This window comes from Lysinibacillus sp. PWR01 (assembly GCF_043359455.1).
Taxonomy (GTDB): domain Bacteria; phylum Bacillota; class Bacilli; order Bacillales_A; family Planococcaceae; genus Lysinibacillus; species Lysinibacillus fusiformis_F.
In genome coordinates this window covers 85969-102167 of the sequence record NZ_JBHERJ010000079.1, presented here as the reverse complement: position 1 = coordinate 102167, position 16199 = coordinate 85969, and the positions used below count along the sequence as shown (strand labels likewise).

14 protein-coding genes and 1 pseudogene are annotated in these 16199 nt (G+C 38.2%); 11 read left to right on the top strand and 4 right to left on the bottom strand.

What is annotated here, in order from left to right; all coding sequences use genetic code 11:
* Nucleotides 1–183 (top strand): annotated as a pseudogene (locus tag ACEVFT_RS17550) (hypothetical protein); the annotation flags it as partial.
* 36 nt (nucleotides 184–219) lie between these two features.
* On the opposite strand, the gene ACEVFT_RS17545 reads toward ACEVFT_RS17550, so the two are convergent.
* Both ACEVFT_RS17545 and ACEVFT_RS17540 read right to left on the bottom strand, forming a co-directional pair.
* Complete coding sequence (locus ACEVFT_RS17545) at nucleotides 220–1665, bottom strand: M20 family metallopeptidase (RefSeq protein ID WP_393950861.1); 1446 nt, start codon at nucleotides 1663–1665, stop codon at nucleotides 220–222.
* A gap of 13 nt (nucleotides 1666–1678) precedes the next feature.
* Nucleotides 1679–2920 carry an MFS transporter gene (locus tag ACEVFT_RS17540; RefSeq protein ID WP_342533085.1) on the bottom strand — a complete coding sequence of 414 codons (1242 nt, stop codon included), beginning with the start codon at nucleotides 2918–2920 and terminating at the stop codon, nucleotides 1679–1681.
* Between the two features lie 138 nt (nucleotides 2921–3058).
* Here ACEVFT_RS17540 and ACEVFT_RS17535 point away from each other — a divergent pair, with 138 nt between their 5' ends.
* On the top strand, nucleotides 3059–5080 hold the full coding sequence (locus tag ACEVFT_RS17535) for a helix-turn-helix domain-containing protein (RefSeq protein WP_393950860.1): 2022 nt from the start codon (nucleotides 3059–3061) through the stop codon (nucleotides 5078–5080).
* Between the two features lie 230 nt (nucleotides 5081–5310).
* Here ACEVFT_RS17535 and ACEVFT_RS17530 read toward each other — a convergent pair whose 3' ends face one another.
* On the bottom strand, nucleotides 5311–6315 hold the full coding sequence (locus tag ACEVFT_RS17530; protein ID WP_205444730.1) for a nucleoid-associated protein: 1005 nt from the start codon (nucleotides 6313–6315) through the stop codon (nucleotides 5311–5313).
* A 226-nt stretch (nucleotides 6316–6541) separates the two neighbouring features.
* Between ACEVFT_RS17530 and ACEVFT_RS17525 the strand changes: the two genes are divergently transcribed.
* The 4 genes from ACEVFT_RS17525 to ACEVFT_RS17510 all read left to right on the top strand — a co-directional run bounded on the left by ACEVFT_RS17525 (nucleotide 6542) and on the right by ACEVFT_RS17510 (nucleotide 11068).
* Nucleotides 6542–8209 (top strand): spore germination protein, encoded by a 1668-nt coding sequence (locus ACEVFT_RS17525; protein WP_393950859.1) that lies wholly within the window; start codon nucleotides 6542–6544, stop codon nucleotides 8207–8209.
* Between the two features lie 21 nt (nucleotides 8210–8230).
* A complete protein-coding gene (locus ACEVFT_RS17520; protein ID WP_205444727.1) occupies nucleotides 8231–9328 on the top strand; it encodes a spore germination protein in 1098 nt (365 codons plus the stop codon).
* Complete coding sequence (locus tag ACEVFT_RS17515) at nucleotides 9325–10515, top strand: Ger(x)C family spore germination protein (RefSeq protein WP_342441113.1); 1191 nt, start codon at nucleotides 9325–9327, stop codon at nucleotides 10513–10515. Before ACEVFT_RS17520 ends, ACEVFT_RS17515 begins: the two co-directional genes overlap by 4 nt.
* Before the next feature lie 91 nt (nucleotides 10516–10606).
* Nucleotides 10607–11068, top strand: coding sequence for an SAM-dependent methyltransferase (locus tag ACEVFT_RS17510; RefSeq protein WP_393950858.1), 462 nt, complete (start codon nucleotides 10607–10609; stop codon nucleotides 11066–11068).
* Between the two features lie 67 nt (nucleotides 11069–11135).
* On the opposite strand, the gene ACEVFT_RS17505 is transcribed toward ACEVFT_RS17510, so the two are convergent.
* Nucleotides 11136–11831 carry a response regulator transcription factor gene (locus tag ACEVFT_RS17505; RefSeq protein ID WP_205444722.1) on the bottom strand — a complete coding sequence of 232 codons (696 nt, stop codon included), beginning with the start codon at nucleotides 11829–11831 and terminating at the stop codon, nucleotides 11136–11138.
* 126 nt (nucleotides 11832–11957) lie between these two features.
* Here ACEVFT_RS17505 and ACEVFT_RS17500 point away from each other — a divergent pair, with 126 nt between their 5' ends.
* From ACEVFT_RS17500 to ACEVFT_RS17480, 5 genes are all read left to right on the top strand, one after another.
* On the top strand, nucleotides 11958–13583 hold the full coding sequence (locus ACEVFT_RS17500) for a flavin-containing monooxygenase (RefSeq protein ID WP_393950857.1): 1626 nt from the start codon (nucleotides 11958–11960) through the stop codon (nucleotides 13581–13583).
* Between the two features lie 20 nt (nucleotides 13584–13603).
* Nucleotides 13604–14335 carry an SDR family NAD(P)-dependent oxidoreductase gene (locus ACEVFT_RS17495; RefSeq protein WP_393950862.1) on the top strand — a complete coding sequence of 244 codons (732 nt, stop codon included), beginning with the start codon at nucleotides 13604–13606 and terminating at the stop codon, nucleotides 14333–14335.
* A gap of 32 nt (nucleotides 14336–14367) precedes the next feature.
* A complete protein-coding gene (locus tag ACEVFT_RS17490) occupies nucleotides 14368–15321 on the top strand; it encodes an alpha/beta hydrolase (RefSeq protein ID WP_393950856.1) in 954 nt (317 codons plus the stop codon).
* A 137-nt stretch (nucleotides 15322–15458) separates the two neighbouring features.
* Nucleotides 15459–15875, top strand: coding sequence for a YugN family protein (locus tag ACEVFT_RS17485; RefSeq protein ID WP_016991855.1), 417 nt, complete (start codon nucleotides 15459–15461; stop codon nucleotides 15873–15875).
* Between the two features lie 151 nt (nucleotides 15876–16026).
* Complete coding sequence (locus tag ACEVFT_RS17480; RefSeq protein ID WP_205444717.1) at nucleotides 16027–16188, top strand: hypothetical protein; 162 nt, start codon at nucleotides 16027–16029, stop codon at nucleotides 16186–16188.
* Nucleotides 16189–16199: the final 11 nt, after the last annotated feature.

The window sequence follows — 16199 nt, the reverse complement described above, 5'->3', positions numbered from 1 at the left end:
GGAGCCAGCTTCACTCCTAGGGGATTTAGCGTCACAGAGGAGACCCTGGAGAGAACGGAAGTGAGGGAAGCGGCTCATCAGACGCCCCCTGGAAAGGACGCTGGCGGAACGGAAATCAACCCCTCACCTTGCCAAGTTGCTTTTTCTGCCGTTGACATTATCTTTTTTCAACAACATGAATAAGACTTTCTATCAAACAATAGAAAGTCTTATTGGCAGTTATGCCATGATAACAGCTGTTGCTTGAATTGCTTTTGGGGGCACTAAGTCTTTAGGAATTAGGGCTTCGTACGTTTCACCATCTAGACGCTCCACTAACTCGGCCTTTGCGTCTTCGATTAATGACGGATTTTCCAGAGCTGAAATCGCTGTACAAGCAATCGCCTTGCCAGCAAGCAGTGTTGCCTCATGAGCATAGGCTGATTTTCCTTGTGCGACAGCCTGCCATGTATGAAACGGTGTTCCGAATGCCCATGTGGCTGTCGTGCATTGGGCAGTTGGGACATTCCAGCTGACATCCGCCACATCGGTTGAGCCACCCATGAAAAATGGTTCTTCTGGAAGAGGGGCAAGAAAATCAACAATAGGCTTGTCAATGAGAATTTGCGCCGCTTCTTTACCAACCTGTAAAGCTGCTACATTCTTTTCTTCGTCGGAGAGTGTATGATAGATTTCCTTAGCAAAATGAATATCATCTTCTGTGATTTTAGCGCTACCTAAGTCCTCCATATGCTGATGCATAACCTTCTCCAATGTTTTGTTAGGAATTAAATTATGGCAAGATCCCACAATTTGCTCTTCTACCGTTGTTTCGGTCATTAAAGCAGCACCCTTTGCACAATTGAGGACACGTTGATATAAGTCTTTTACTTGATTTGGTTTTGGTGCGCGAATCAAGTAAGTCACTTCAGCCTCAGCTTGTACAACATTTGGCGCAAGTCCACCTGTATTGGTTACGGCATAGTGGATTCTTGCTTCATCTACGATATGTTCTCGTAAATAATTTACTCCAACATTCATTAACTCTACTGCGTCTAATGCACTTCTTCCTAAATGAGGGGAGGCAGCAGCGTGTGAACTGCGTCCTTTAAATTTAAATGTAGCGTTAATAACCGCATTGGCTCTAGCATGCATAATGGCATTTACTGTGCCAGGATGCCAAGAAAAGGCTACATCTACATCTTTAAAATACCCATCTCTAGCCAAAAAGGATTTGCCGTAGCCACTTTCTTCGGCAGGGCAGCCAAAATATTTTACAGTTCCGGCTAAGTTATGGTCCTCCAAGTACTGTTTTGTAGCAATGGCTCCTGCAAGTGCCCCGACACCTAATAGGTTATGACCACAGCCATGACCATTGCCATTTTGGATGATTGGCTCATAGTTCGCGCTCCCTGCCTGTTGACTTAACCCTGCAAGTGCATCATATTCACCAAGTATAGCGATCACTGGCTTTCCATTTCCAAAGGTTGCAATGAAGCCTGTTTCAAGATTTGCAACGCCTCTTTCGACTTGAAACCCTTCATTCTCTAACGTTTTACATAATAAATCGGCAGAGCGAACCTCATCAAATCTTGTTTCCGCATAGTCCCAAATGCGATCGCTTACATTTTTATATAGCCCACTTTTTTGATCAATATAGTGTGCAATTTTGTCTGTTAAACTCATAAACTATCACTCCTTAGTCGATAATTTCATTTATAGAAGGGGAATTCAACACAACCGTATTTTTATTCGGGCGGATCATAAATAATGACACAGCACACACAATTGTAAAGCCAATCAGCATCGTGAATGCAGCACTATAAGAACCACCAAAAGCTTCCACTAAAAAACCAATCAGCATTGGTGTAAGTACCCCTGCGAATTGAGCGCCTGTATTAATAAAGCCGTTTGCTGTTCCTACTACTGCCTCTGGTAAAATTTTCAGTGGAACAGATGTTATTAAAATAATATTAAAGGACAGCATGACCGTCACGACACTTTGACATATCGTAAATATGAGCATGCTTGGTGCATTCGCCATGAATAATAGCCCTATACCTGCAATAATGGCAAAAATGCCAGCGACCAGCTTATCTCGTCCTTGAGGCATTTTATCTAGCACATAACCGCTACAAAGCATAGCGAAGATCCCAATAAATGGAGGAATAGCTGAATAGATACCAACAGCTGTCAATTCTAACCCTTTTACTTTAGATAAATACGTTGGCATCCAAGATGTTAAGCCCCAGTTCACTGCATAAATACTGAAATAGGCAATAAACAGCTTCCAAATCATTGGTGTCTTTAAGACGTCTCTTAATGGAGCTTTTGAAGTTTGTGCCTTTACTTGCTCTGTCGCAGGTGTATTTTTTTCCTTCACTAAGAAGAAGAAACTAAGTGCAACAACAATACCTAGTGCGCCTACAATGTAGAAAATATCTCGCCAACCAAGTGCTAGCATTAGGTATGTTCCTACAATCGGTGCCACAACGCCCATAATTGAGCCAGATGTTAACATAATAGACATGGCTTTACTACGTTCATCAACCGGGAACCAATTGGCAATGCCCTTAGAGGCAGCTGGGAAATAGCTACCTTCACCTACACCGAATAGGAATCGAATTACAATGATTGATAGAAACGACCAGGCAGCACCCGTTAAGACAGTGAAGATGGACCAAACTAAGATCGTTGATATGAGCACCTTTCGATAGCCAAATCGATCAGCTAACCAGCCACCTGGAATTTGCATTAAGGCATAACCAGCAAAAAAGCTACTTAAAACAATGCCCGTTAATGATTCAGTCAATTGTAATTCCTTTGAAATATCGAGAATGGCGAAGTTAATAATGAAACGATCAAAGTTCCCTAATGACCACCCTAGAAACAACATAGCGATTACAAGATATCTAGCATTTTTAGCAGTTGTTGTTGTCATTGTTTTTTCCTCCTAGCTATAGTGGATTTGTTTATATTGCAAAGTATAAAAAATTTAGACTTTTCTAACAATGTGTGTTTTCATATAATAAATCTAATAAATGTAGATGTTTATCCATATAAAGTGAGGTATTTCAGCATGACGATAGTAGATAGACTACAACAACTCCTCTTTGATTTTTGCAAGTTTACACAATTTCAAGTATGGAAAAATATTAATGAGGATCGTTTTTCTCTGGTGCTTTCTCAAGGGGTAGAAAATCATCTGCCACCTTCTTATGACAAAAAAGTGGCAGATTTTCATGATTATTTCTTCGAATTCCATGAAAGGGGACGTTTGGTCATTCGGATTAATAGAGTGCTATTAGCAACGGAGCAACAAATTATCGAAACTGTACTTCATGCATATTACTTAGAATTAATGCTGGAGAAAGAACAATTTATTCGGGAGAAAATGATGGAAAGTATACGGGAAATTTCCGTTTTAAACGATATTCATATTCTACTGACCACGATTTTAGAGAATGCGCTATCTGTTATACCGGCTGCAGATTTTGGGGTACTGTGGATGTATGAGGAAAGCGAAGCAGCACTTGTACCAAAAGCATGGGCAGGGGGACCTGGTGAGGACATTAAAAATATGCGCATGAAGGTCGGAGAAGGGATTATTGGAAAGACCTTTAAAGAAAACCAGTCCATGATTTTGACTTCGTATACAGACGTGCTAAAAGCTTCTTCATCTGTAACAGAAGAGAATCTACGTCATTTATTAAATGCCTATACGTTTGAGCATTTACAATCGGTTATTGCTGTTCCGATTGTGGTTGAGGAGCAAACACTATGTGTGGTCATTATTTATCAAAATGGGGAACAAGCATTGCTAACAACAGAAGATAAACAGCTTTTAGAAAGTTTTTCTGATCAGGTATCTATTGCATTGACGAATTCAAAACTGTTTCAGCATTTGAAGCTTCAAAATGAATTACTACTGCAACGAGATCAAATTCACCATACTTTTATGAAGCTTTCTTTGCAAAATGCTGGTATGCAAGTCATTGTCAATGAAATAAGACATATGCTGAATTTGCGACTCGTCATTAGAGATTTAATGGATGACTCCATTTATGCAAGTCCACGCCATTGGATAGACAATGATGATGTAGACATATTACGATCTTCTGTTCATTTAACAGAATCTCCAGCATTTTATACAATTGAAATCGAGAATGAATGGGTGGATTACTATATTCAACCGATTGTTGGTGTAGGTCAAATCCTTGGCTTTCTACTTATCGAAGTAAGTGAACAGGAGCTAGAATCGATTCATAAATTAATTATCGAGCAAGCTAGCTCCGTTATTGCTCTAGAAATGATACGGAAACAAACAATTGTGGATGCGTTTTATAAAAAATCACATGATCTATTTCATGATTTTTTAATGTGTAAGGATCCTGGACAGCTTATGAAAAAGGGTGAAGAGCTTGGACTTGAGTCAAATACCTATTATGCTGTCGTTTTAATTCAATTATCATCGAGTATGGATAGTCAAGTGATGGATAGGCAAGTTCATCTATTAATTGGGGAAATTAAAAAACATTTTCAAGAGCATGCACCAATAGTATTTGGCTTTGGTCATAAAATAACGATTCTTTGTCAATTTAAACGAATGGGTAATGAATTGCTGCAACTTGTAAAGCAATTGCAAGCGAACTGGGAAAAAGTAAAAAGCAATACGTTGAAAATTGGAATCGGTTCATTGTATCTGGGCATGGACCATATAGCGAAAAGTTATCATGAAGCGGATAAAGCACTGTCGTTTTTGATCACTCGTCAACGCTGGGGCATCATGCATTATCAGGAGATTGGGGTGAATCGACTCTTTATTCATCAAACACAGGAGGAACTATTGAGTTTTGTGAATGAAGTGTTCCAACCATTGTGCAATGAAAAAACAAAACATCAGCTGCTGGAAGAAACTTTGCTGGTATATATTAAGCAAAACGGCTCTGTAGGGGAGACAGCTAAACAACTACACATTCATGTCAATACGTTGTATCAGCGTTTGAGAAAAATCGAAGAAAAGCTAACCATCTCTTTTCAAAATGCTGAAGATGTCCTAAAGCTTCAGCTTGCCTGTTATTTAAGGGGGATGGTGCCTTAACAGGAAGAGAATAAAGGAATAGATGAATTTTAGTGTTTTAAGCAAAAGATGATTGTGCAAAGAGAAGTTGTTTTCCGTTCCGACCAAGTGCTTCCCTGTGAAGCTTAATGAGTTTCTCACAAGAAGCTTTACTCTATATGAAAGCGAGGCGTCAATGGCAAGCATATAGCCTGGAACGGAAATCATTTACTTATTGTTAAATTCGTTGATAAAAATAGGAAGTACCTTTTCTACTGTTCATCCTGAAAATAGATTTTATAGAATTTGCGATTCGTTGCCTCATCATAGCCTACTTCAATTAATTCATCTATTTGGTCGATATGCTGAATATTTACTTGGATTTCAATATTGGAATCGAGTTTAATTTTACGTTTGTATTTCTTTTCAGCCTTTTCTAAAGCACTATCAGAAATGACCGTCTCATAGGGTTTGACCGAGTTAATGATGACATCTTTTTGGGTAGTGTCCGCTTGCTCAAAAACGGTTTCGATATAATGATTTACCTGAAATTCCTCTTCATTTCTAAAGTAATCCAGTGTTTTATTCAAAAGCCCAAGCTTTTCTGTGCTTGTATAATTTTCTTCCTTTAAAATAATTTTTTTGCATTCTGTTAGTGCTAAATTGGTTTTATAATAATGCGCATCTGCTGCTTGTATTTTTAAAAATCGTTCTTGCCAATAAACGATATCTTCTTTCCGTTTTGTTTTGATATACACGGCAGGAAATTGATCTGGTCCCATATCAATAATAATAGCCATATTATTAATTTTCTTGACGTTAATGCCATCCACGCCATTAACAATCATTTGATTGTGTTCATTTTTTACATCTAAAAACATCTCTTTTTCATCAATTTTGACAATGGCGATAACCTTTTTAGCCTCATTCAATAGTAAACAATTTTCAAATAGGCCAATAAACAGTTCTCCGCTTTTGATGTTTGGGTGCTGTGACACACTATGTAAGTGCTTGGCTATATTTTGTGATTGTTCGAGGAAGTTACTTTCCTGTTCGAAAATGGCTTTGGAATACGTAAAAACTTCATTGAGTGCAATATTGCTTTCATGGAAAAATTCATATTGCTGTTCCATATCGATTTTATTAAAAGCAAGCTGCGTAAAGGCTGCTTCTAACATAACTTCAGGTTGTGTAAAAACTTCTTCTCCTAAAATAAGCGTCTCGCTCAAAAAATGCAGACTATATTGTGCTAATTTACTTTCACTGACTTCTAGCATAAATTTCACCTTCTAATTTTTCATAGTAGCTAGTATACCATAACCTAAAGATTGCTTTTATAAGTACCAGTACTCAATTTGAGGCTGGATTTTTTTATGTCCAGCAAATATTAGTGTCTTGTTATGAAAGAATGTTGAGGATTAGAAGTTTAAAATACGGTTGCTTAGATAATGATAAAAACATGTAGATATACTCTGTACAAGTGTACTAAAGAGGGTGATCAATATGTGGGAAAAGGTAATTTCCTACATGCCGCATTGGCAAGTTTTTTTACAAGGCTTTTTAGCATTTTTTATTCCATATTTAATTTATAAATTGTTTCATGTTTTTTTATTTGTTAATAAGAGCAATGGCAAAATTGATATGAAAGAAAATAGTGAACAAAGTGAGACAATACAAATACCTGTTCAAAAAAAGTTAGAGCAATTTACAGGTGATTACAGTGAAGATTTTTTACAAATGAAGAAAGAGCTTGGTCATAATTGGGATATCCATTTTAGAGAATTTCAAATTGGGAATACGAATAATCGTGCAGCCATCGTTTTTCTTAAAGGTTTATGCGATAAAGAGTTGATTGACAAACATATTTTGAAATCATTAATGAATGGACTTTCAGAAAGATCCACTTTGATAAGAGGTTATGAGCTACAGCAATTGATTGTAAATGAAATCCTACCAGTGAGTGATCTGCTAGAGGAAACGAAAGTTATGAAAGCTGTTGGGAAAGTATTAACGGGATCCACTGTATTAATTGTGGATGGGATCCAGAATGTATTTATTATTGGTACTGCACATGGAAAGACTCGAAATCTTGAAGAGCCCGTTTCTGAGGCATTGGTACGTGGACCAAGAGTGGGCTTCACGGAAAAATTAAGTGTGAACACCTCTTTATTAAGACAACATGGTGAAAATCGAAATTTATCCATAATTGAGATGGAAGTGGGCGAGCGTACAAAAAAAGAGTTGGTTATAGCCTATATAGATGAGATTGTGGAGCCTAATCTCGTCAAAGAGGTGAGAAAACGAATTGAAACAATCCATTTGGATGATGTAGCTGAATCAGGATATATTGAGCAATTAATTGAGGATAATTATCTTAGTCCGTTTACGCAAGTACAGAGTACCGAGCGTCCTGATCGTGTTGTTGCCGCTTTACTGGAGGGACGAGTGGCAATTTTATTAGATGGAACGCCGTTTGCGCTAATTGTGCCAGTCACGTTTAATATGTTACTGCAATCACCAGAAGATTATTATGAACGTTGGTTGTCAAGCTCACTTATTCGCTTGCTTCGCTACTTTGCTGCCGGTATCTCCTTATTTGGACCATCTCTGTACATTGCTTTTGTATCATTTCATCAGGGATTAATTCCCACTAAACTAGCCTTGTCTATGATGGCGACAAGGCAGGGGGTACCGTTCCCAGCATTAATTGAAGCCCTCATTATGGAGGTTGCCATTGAAATATTAAGAGAAGCGGGACTTCGCTTGCCGAAGCCAATCGGTCCGACAATGGGGATTGTGGGAGGGCTTGTCATTGGAGAAGCAGCAGTACAGGCAGGAATTGTTAGTCCGATTATGGTCATTGTTGTTGCACTAACAGCGATTTCTTCTTTTGCTATCCCTCAATACAATGCTGGAATCACGCTACGAATGCTGCGTTTTGTCGCCATGTTTTCTGCAGCTTTATTTGGACTATATGGCATCATCCTGTTTTTCTTATTCCTTTGCAGTCATTTAGTGAAACTAAAGAGCTTTGGTGTATCGTATCTAAGTCCTACTGTTCCGTATCGAGCAGGTGATTGGAAAGACTTTATGGTTCGTATGCCGTTCAGGATGATGAAACATCGTCCTAGATTGTTAAAGCCAAAAGATTCTGTCCGCAAAGGGGAATAAGAGGAAAGGAGAAAAACAGTCATGAACAGCAGTTTGAAAGATAAAATAACGACCTCACAAGCAGTTGTTATTATTATTAACTATATTCTTGCCACTGGAATTCTTACCTTACCTCGTGCCTCTGTAGAAAAAGTAAAGACCCCGGATGTTTGGATTAGTGTATTTTTAGGTGGAATCGTTGCGATGATTGCAGGGGTAATCATTGTCAAGCTAAGCCAACAATACCCTGATAAAACATTTTATCAATATAATCAAGACATCCTAGGGAAGTGGTTAGGCTGGTTCTTAAGTACGTGTGTAATAGTCTACTTTTTTACCATTTCTGCATTTGAGGTTCGCATAATGGCTGAAGTAACCTCCCTCTTCTTATTAGAGGGTACCCCTACATGGGCCATTATTCTTCCTTTTTTATGGGTTGGGCTTTACTTAATAAGTGGTGGTATCAATACAATCGCTCGTCTATTTGAAATCATTTTTCCTATTACCTTTGTTATTTTTTTACTTGTGGCCTTTTTAAGCTTAGGGATTTTTGAAATCGATAATCTTAGACCAGTATTAGGCTTGGGCGTTGTACCGATGTTAAAGGGGATCAAAACAGCGACACTAGCCTTTTTAGGACCTGAAATTATGTTGCTCCTCGTGGCATTTATGTACCCATCAGATAGATCAAAAGCTGTAAAGGTTGTGCTGGTGGGCATCACCATTCCTCTGCTTTTTTATGTCATCACGGTTGTGATGGTCATCGGTGCTCTCTCCATTGAAGGGGTTATGACAAGGACATGGCCAACGATTGAATTGATGCGAAGTTTTGAAATTCCAGGATTAATTTTTGAACGCTTTGAGTCGTTTCTTCTTGTAATTTGGATTATGCAAATATTTGCTACCTTTACGATTACTTATTATGCAGCTGCTTTAGGATTAGCCCAACTTTTTAAAAAAAGTATGCATCCTTTCTTATACGGATTGTTGCCAATTATCTACATTATTGCGATGACGCCAAAAAATATTAATGATCTTTTTACATTTGGCGATAAGATTGGTCATGCTGCATTGATTTTATTTGGTGCCGTACCTATCATTTTACTCCTTATATCGAAATGGAAAGGAAAGAAAGCATGAAGCGAAAACATCGATATAGCCAATACCTTCTAGTAATGACTGTACCCTTCTTTCTTACTGGATGCTGGAGTAGTAAAGAGATTGAGGATTTAGGTCTCATTGTAGGTACATCATTGGATTTAGAAACGGGTGATGTATCTTCTGAGGAGCAACAAGATGCTAGATATGCAAATAGGGAGCTGTTAACGATTACCAATCAATTTGTTACGTCAGAGACAACGGTTTCTGGAACAAGAGAGGGAGCATTGCCAGAAAAAGCGTATAAAAATGTTTCTGAGACAGGTGATGCGGTTTTACCAACTTTACGAAATATGCTTTTAAAGGTTGATAAACATTCCTTTGCTGAACATTCCAAAGTGATTATCATTGGAGAAGAATTAGCCAGCACCGTCAACCTGCAACAAACACTAGATTTTTTTCTAAGAGAATTAGAAATACGACCTAGTGGCCTTCTCCTTATTGCTCAAAATCAGGCAAGTCAGGCACTTGAAACGAATGAACCAACGAAAATTCCAGCCTTTCAATTAGTAGAAATGATGGAGGGGCATGAAAGGACGACTAAGATTTTACCACCGATGACCGTTGCAAAGCTAGAAGGAAAGCTATATTCAGATTCCAGCTTTTTATTGCAAAATGTGATAGCGGAAAATGGAGAAGTAAAATTTGCAGGCGCTGCTATCATTGAAGGGAAAACCAAAAAATTACGAGGGTTTTTAAATGAGAGTGACATAGAAGGAATTGCTTGGATGTCAGGGGATGCGAAAGGTGGCCTAGTCAAAGGGTTTGATGAGGAGTCAGGTGCACCCATTGTATATGAAATTATTTCAACTAAAAGTAAAATTATTCCGCATGTGAAAGGAGATCAAATCTCCTTTACGATAAAAATTCAATCAGAGGGAAGAATTGCTGAACATTGGGTTCTATCAGATAAAGCATTTGACAATCAATTTTTGAAAAAAGCAGAGAAAGTATTTGAAAAAGAGATTGAGCGATTGGTGATGAAAGTTTTAGAAAAAACGCAACATGAATTTCAAACAGATGTTTCAGGGTTTGGCAATAAACTCAGAATCAACTATCCGAGAGTATGGCAAAAAATAAAAAAAGAATGGGATCAAACATTTAGTGAGGTTCCGATTACATGTGAAGTGAATGTATCCATCAAGGATTATGGCACATCAGGTGATTAACATCGTTAATCATCTTTTTTTCTGTCTATTTAGTATATACTGGCATTAAAGACCGTATAGTAGACATTCGAAAAGATGGGGGATAAAAGGTATGCAATATACCGTTCAATCAATCGCTACAGTTCGTAACAATCGGCAAATGATAAAAGATGATCATTGGGGAGAGATTATTTCAACCATTGAACTTGCTGCTCATATCCAGGAGGCATCCTTAAAAGGAATAGAAGATTTTTCGCATCTAGAAATTATTTTTTATTTTGATAAAGTTACAGACGATCAAATCCAATATGAGGCTAGACATCCTAGAAATAATCAAGATTATCCCGAAGTGGGCATTTTCGCGCAAAGGGGTAAGAATAGACCCAATAAATTAGGAAGTACAATCGTTGCGTTGTTAGAGGTCAAACCTAGAGCATTAATCGTTCAAGGGCTAGACGCCATAGATGGCACACCTATACTAGATATAAAGCCTGTGATGAAAGAATTTTTACCTAAAAAGGATGTTAAACAGCCAGCGTGGTCAATAGATTTAATGAAGGCCTACTGGGGGTAATAAAGTTGTTAAAGCGATGACAATTGTGGATTTCTAACAAAGGGGAGTAGCATGCTCCCCTAATTTTTTATAGAATAATTCCCTCTTGATAAAGAATGCTAATGGCATGGGAACGATTTTTGGCACGCAATTTTTTGATAGCCGATTTTACATATTGTGTAATGGTTAATTCACTTAAATTCATAACATCTGCTATCTCCTTTGTACTATCTCCCTGCGCTACCTGTCTCATTACCTCGAGCTCACGTTTGCTAAGAAAACCCTCTTTTTTACTATTTCTAGCTTGCATGATAAGCTGTCCAATCATATGTCCAAAGGTCGTCATATCATCTAATAGCTTTTCATTTACATCAATTTCCTCTTCCAATTGAGTACTACAAATATAACCAAAAACATATTGCCCTATAAAAATAGGAACAATTAAAAAAGAATTATTTTGCGAGGGAATAGAATATTTAATACTGATATTTTTTAAATAGTCCATTCCTGTACAAAATTTGGCCTTCTTATCTTCAATAGCAGCATAAATAATAGGGAAGCTGCGAATCTCCTCACGAATTTCACCGATATGACTACCACCCGATTCATTCAAGAAAATGATTCCTTCAGCGACAAAGCCTATTGGAGAATACCTTAATAAATAGGCATCCTTGATAGGAAAAGAATCTAAATATACCTGCAAAATGTGTATCAACAACTCTTCATGGTTGACATAGCTTTGTACCGTGTCGAAACGTTTTTGAATGGTATAAAGATTGGACATGACCTATCCCCTTTTTTAAGTATATACTACGCTTAAAATAAGGAATTTTCAATATTTTCTGTAAGTTGTAGTATTTAAGTTAAGTAAATCCATATTTTCCTATTTTGGTGTGAGGGGGAGCGGCAGATGAGTAGTCAAACAATTAAAGAGGTGGATGCAGTTGTTCTAGGTGCTGGGTTTGCAGGTCTGTATATGCTACATCAGTTGAGGAGTAAAGGCTTTTCGACCATTGTATACGAGGCTGGAGATGGTGTAGGTGGTGTTTGGTATTGGAATCGTTATCCTGGTGCTAGATGTGATATTGAAAGCATCTATTATAACTACACGTTTTCAAAGGAATTATATGAAGAATGGACTTGGACATCTAGATTTCCGGAACAAGCGGAAATATTACGCTATTTAAATTACGTAGCCGATCGCTTTCAATGGCGAGCAGATATTCAATTTAACACAAGAGTCACTGCGGCTCATTTTGATGAAGAACGACATAAATGGATAATTCATTTAAACGATGGACAGTGCATTTTAACAAAATATTTTATTACAGGAATAGGCTGTCTATCTGCTGCAAATGTTCCGAACATCCAAGGATTACAACAGTTTAACGGAAAATGGTATCACACGGGGCATTGGCCACATGAAAAGATTGATTTTACGGGGAAGCGTGTAGGAATTATCGGGACAGGCTCCAGTGGTATTCAAGCAATACCTGTTATTGCAAAAGAAGCAGAGCAGCTCACGGTGTTTCAACGCACACCGCAATATACGATTCCCGCTCGAAACCATGCATATGATGAGGACTTTATCAAAGAAACCAAGCAAAATTTCGAAGCGATAAAGCATTCCATGAGAAATTCTGTTTCAGGTACACCTTTTGCACAAAATCAGCAATCTGCAATGGAAGAACGGGATGATAGGAGACAGGCGGTTTTTGAGAAAGCATGGGCACAAGGTGGCTTTGCCTTCTCAGCTACTTATCATGACTTGTTAACGAATGAACAATCCAATGAAAAAGCGGCAGAATTTATTCGCTCCAAAATACGACAGATTGTGAAAGACCCTGTGGTAGCAGAGAAATTATGTCCAAAGTATATGTATGGCACGAAAAGACAGGTTTTAGATAGCGATTATTTTGAAACCTATAATAGGGAGAATGTTTTACTGGTTGATGTCAAAGAATCACCCATTCAAAAAATAACAGGAGAAGGTATTCAAACGGCGGATAACCATTTTGATTTAGATATCATCATTTTTGCGACAGGCTATGATGGCATGACAGGACCTTTATTTAAGATTGATATCCAAGGAAGGAATGGCGTGTCGTTAAAGGAGAAATGGGAGGATGGGGCAGCGGTTCAAACCTATCTTGGACTCACAACAGCAGGTTTTCCTAATTTATTTATGATTACGGGACCAGAAAGCCCTTCTGTCCTCGTGAATATGCCAATAGCTATTGAGCAGCATGTCGAATGGATTACCGAGTGCATACAATACTTGCGTGAGCATGACATTGACCTTGTGGAACCAACTAGAGAAGCAGAGGAAGCTTGGAGCAAACATTGCCGAGAGGTTGCTAATGCAACACTCTACGTCAAAGGTGATTCTTGGTATACGGGAGCTAATATTGAGGGCAAACCTCGAAGTTTTTTAATTTATCTAGGAGGATTTGATTATTACACAAAACATTGTAATGAGGTGGCTCAAAACAATTATGAAGGCTTTAAGTTAATGAAATTAAAATCTATATCATAGTTTGTGAGAGAGGAGCATATATCAATATGGAGCAACAAGTAGTCATTATTACAGGTGCGGGAAGTGGTATAGGAAGAGAGACTGCAAAATTGCTTGCAACCAAGGGCAAAGCATTAGTTTTAGTGGATTTTGACGAAAAAAGTGGACAAGACACACTACATGCTGTGAAGGAACATCAACAACAAGCAATTTTTGTCCAAGCTGATGTTTCACAAAGCCAAGATGTCAAAAAATATGTGGACGCTGCAAAAGAAACATTTGGCAGGATTGATGCTTTTATTAATAATGCAGGCGTTTTAAGCTCGCCAGCACTACTGGGAGATTTAGAAGAGGAGACGTTTGATAGAGTGATCTCGGTCAATCTTAAAGGGGCATTTTTAGGCTTAAAATATGTGTTAAAAGAAATGGAGCAACAGCAATCAGGTGTCATTGTGAATACATCCTCAGCAGCTGGTATACAGGGACAACCTTATCTAGGTGGCTATGCGGCAAGTAAGCATGGTGTAATTGGGTTAACTAAAACGGCAGCCATTGAATATGGACCTAAAGGTATTCGAGTGAATGCAATTTGTCCTGGTGGCGTGATGACAAACATGACGAAGGGATTGGCATCGAGTCCAGAAGAAAATGGACCATTACGAAGATTAGCAGACCCTACTGAAATCGCAAATGTAATCGCTCTCTTAATTTCGCAAGAAGCTTCTTATGTGAATGGCGCTGTCGTTCCAATTGATGGCGGTTTAACATCGTAAAAAACATTTTAAATAAGAGAGGAAGAATTTTAATGGAACATCGTATTAATTCAGAACTAAAAGAAACGTTAGCAATTTTTCCCCCATTAGATTTGGATAATGTACAAGCTACAAGAGAAGGAATGGCAGCCGTTGCTGTACCAGCTCCAATAGAAGAGCATATCACAGTAGAAAATAAAGTGATTCAAGGGCCTGATGACAACGATTCTCTTCGTATTCGTATCTATAAGTCAAAAGAGCAAAATGAAATTTACCCAGGTCTGCTATGGATTCATGGTGGGGGCTATGTCTTAGGAGCTCCCGAGGGAGATGATGTGCTTTGTCAGCGTTTTGTCAATGAAGCGAAATGTGTTGTTGTATCTGTAGACTATCGACTTGCACCTGAGCATCCTTATCCAGCCCCACTTGAAGATTGTTATGCAGCGTTAAAATGGGTAGCGGATCATGCAGACGAATTAGGGATTGATCCTTCCCGTATAGGAATTGCTGGAGCTAGTGCTGGTGGGGGGCTCACAGCTGCACTTGCATTACTTGCTCGTGATCGGAATTATCCGAAGCTTAGTTTCCAAATGCCGCTCTATCCAATGATTGATGATCGCAATAATACACCATCATCATTAGAAATCACAGGCCACATGATCTGGAACCACTCACTCAATCAAAAGGGGTGGGAAATGTATTTGAATGGAGAAAACGGTAGCGATAATGTGCCACCATATGCCGCAGCAGCTAGAGCGGATGATTTATCAGGTTTACCATTTACGTATACATGTGTTGGTCAACTTGATCCGTTTCGTGATGAGACTTTACAATATGTAACCAAGCTATGCCAGGCTGGAGTAGATGTTGAATTCCATTTATACCCGGGCTGCTATCATGGCTTTGAGAGTATTGTGCCCACAGCCACAGTCAGTCAAAGAGCTGTCACTGAGTATGTAGAAGCCGCTAAATATGTGTTGCATCGAAATATTTCAGTGCCTTTATAAAAAACTTACGAAAATCCCGAAACCATAAATTCCTCAGGTTTCGGGATTTTTTTTGTTAAGCAAAATGATCTTATAGCTAGTTTGTAATATCCTCTTTTAGGTTAAACTTTTATCGAGTGAAAGGAGGAGAATATAAATTGTTACAATTTGATTCAAAAATTGTTGGAAAAGAGATAGGGTTTGGCTATTTACGAGATAAAATTGCCAATCGAGGTTTCACGATCGGCGGGAATTGGGAGTATTATAAAGGTAGCTTCGACTCGGTATTATGGAAAGAGGCAGGAGAAACGATTTATTTACGCGTCCCTTTTATCGTTACATCAGGGGAGCTTGATAATGAAGATGCTCAAATTCGTTTTCAAAAGCCATTTGTCATTAAGCATGTTGAAAATATTGGTCTAGATTATGATGAGGGCTCCTTACTAGATGCAACTGGTGCTAGCCAATTTCAAACCCCGCTTGATAAAGACGGATACATTCATGATAAAAGTAGATGGATTCAAGCAGGTGAACAAGCTGTGGAAGAAAAAGTACTACCATTTTTCATTCACTAGTTAGATAAATTTAAATAGCTGCTGGAAGAAATCATAAGTCTTTTATCCTTGTTATTTTGGGAACTTGTAATCAAAAATACAAATAGAATTGTCGTAAGAATTTTCCAACATTATAATGGTGTTAGCATGTACTACTATATGAGGTGAGTTTATGGACAAAATAGCTATAGATGATTTTCAGCATTCCTATCAGAAATTGCACCAGGAACGACTCATCCATCGTAAAGAGGCCTATCTAGAGATGCTAGAGAAAACAAGAACATTTGGTGAAATAATCCTGTTTGAAAGTATAAAAAGTAAGAGAGGCGTCTAGGTGGCGTCTCT

What these genes read in the sequence shown, in the direction of transcription:
- ACEVFT_RS17515 (WP_342441113.1), top strand. Translation starts at nt 9,325, where the DNA reads ATGAAGCGAAAACATCGATATAGCCAATACCTTCTAGTAATGACTGTA.
- ACEVFT_RS17525 (WP_393950859.1), top strand. Translation starts at nt 6,542, where the DNA reads ATGTGGGAAAAGGTAATTTCCTACATGCCGCATTGGCAAGTTTTTTTA.
- ACEVFT_RS17505 (WP_205444722.1), bottom strand. Translation starts at nt 11,831, where the DNA reads ATGTCCAATCTTTATACCATTCAAAAACGTTTCGACACGGTACAAAGC.
- ACEVFT_RS17490 (WP_393950856.1), top strand. Translation starts at nt 14,368, where the DNA reads ATGGAACATCGTATTAATTCAGAACTAAAAGAAACGTTAGCAATTTTT.
- ACEVFT_RS17500 (WP_393950857.1), top strand. Translation starts at nt 11,958, where the DNA reads ATGAGTAGTCAAACAATTAAAGAGGTGGATGCAGTTGTTCTAGGTGCT.
- ACEVFT_RS17540 (WP_342533085.1), bottom strand. Translation starts at nt 2,920, where the DNA reads ATGACAACAACAACTGCTAAAAATGCTAGATATCTTGTAATCGCTATG.
- ACEVFT_RS17480 (WP_205444717.1), top strand. Translation starts at nt 16,027, where the DNA reads ATGGACAAAATAGCTATAGATGATTTTCAGCATTCCTATCAGAAATTG.
- ACEVFT_RS17530 (WP_205444730.1), bottom strand. Translation starts at nt 6,315, where the DNA reads ATGCTAGAAGTCAGTGAAAGTAAATTAGCACAATATAGTCTGCATTTT.
- ACEVFT_RS17520 (WP_205444727.1), top strand. Translation starts at nt 8,231, where the DNA reads ATGAACAGCAGTTTGAAAGATAAAATAACGACCTCACAAGCAGTTGTT.
- ACEVFT_RS17535 (WP_393950860.1), top strand. Translation starts at nt 3,059, where the DNA reads ATGACGATAGTAGATAGACTACAACAACTCCTCTTTGATTTTTGCAAG.
- ACEVFT_RS17545 (WP_393950861.1), bottom strand. Translation starts at nt 1,665, where the DNA reads ATGAGTTTAACAGACAAAATTGCACACTATATTGATCAAAAAAGTGGG.
- ACEVFT_RS17510 (WP_393950858.1), top strand. Translation starts at nt 10,607, where the DNA reads ATGCAATATACCGTTCAATCAATCGCTACAGTTCGTAACAATCGGCAA.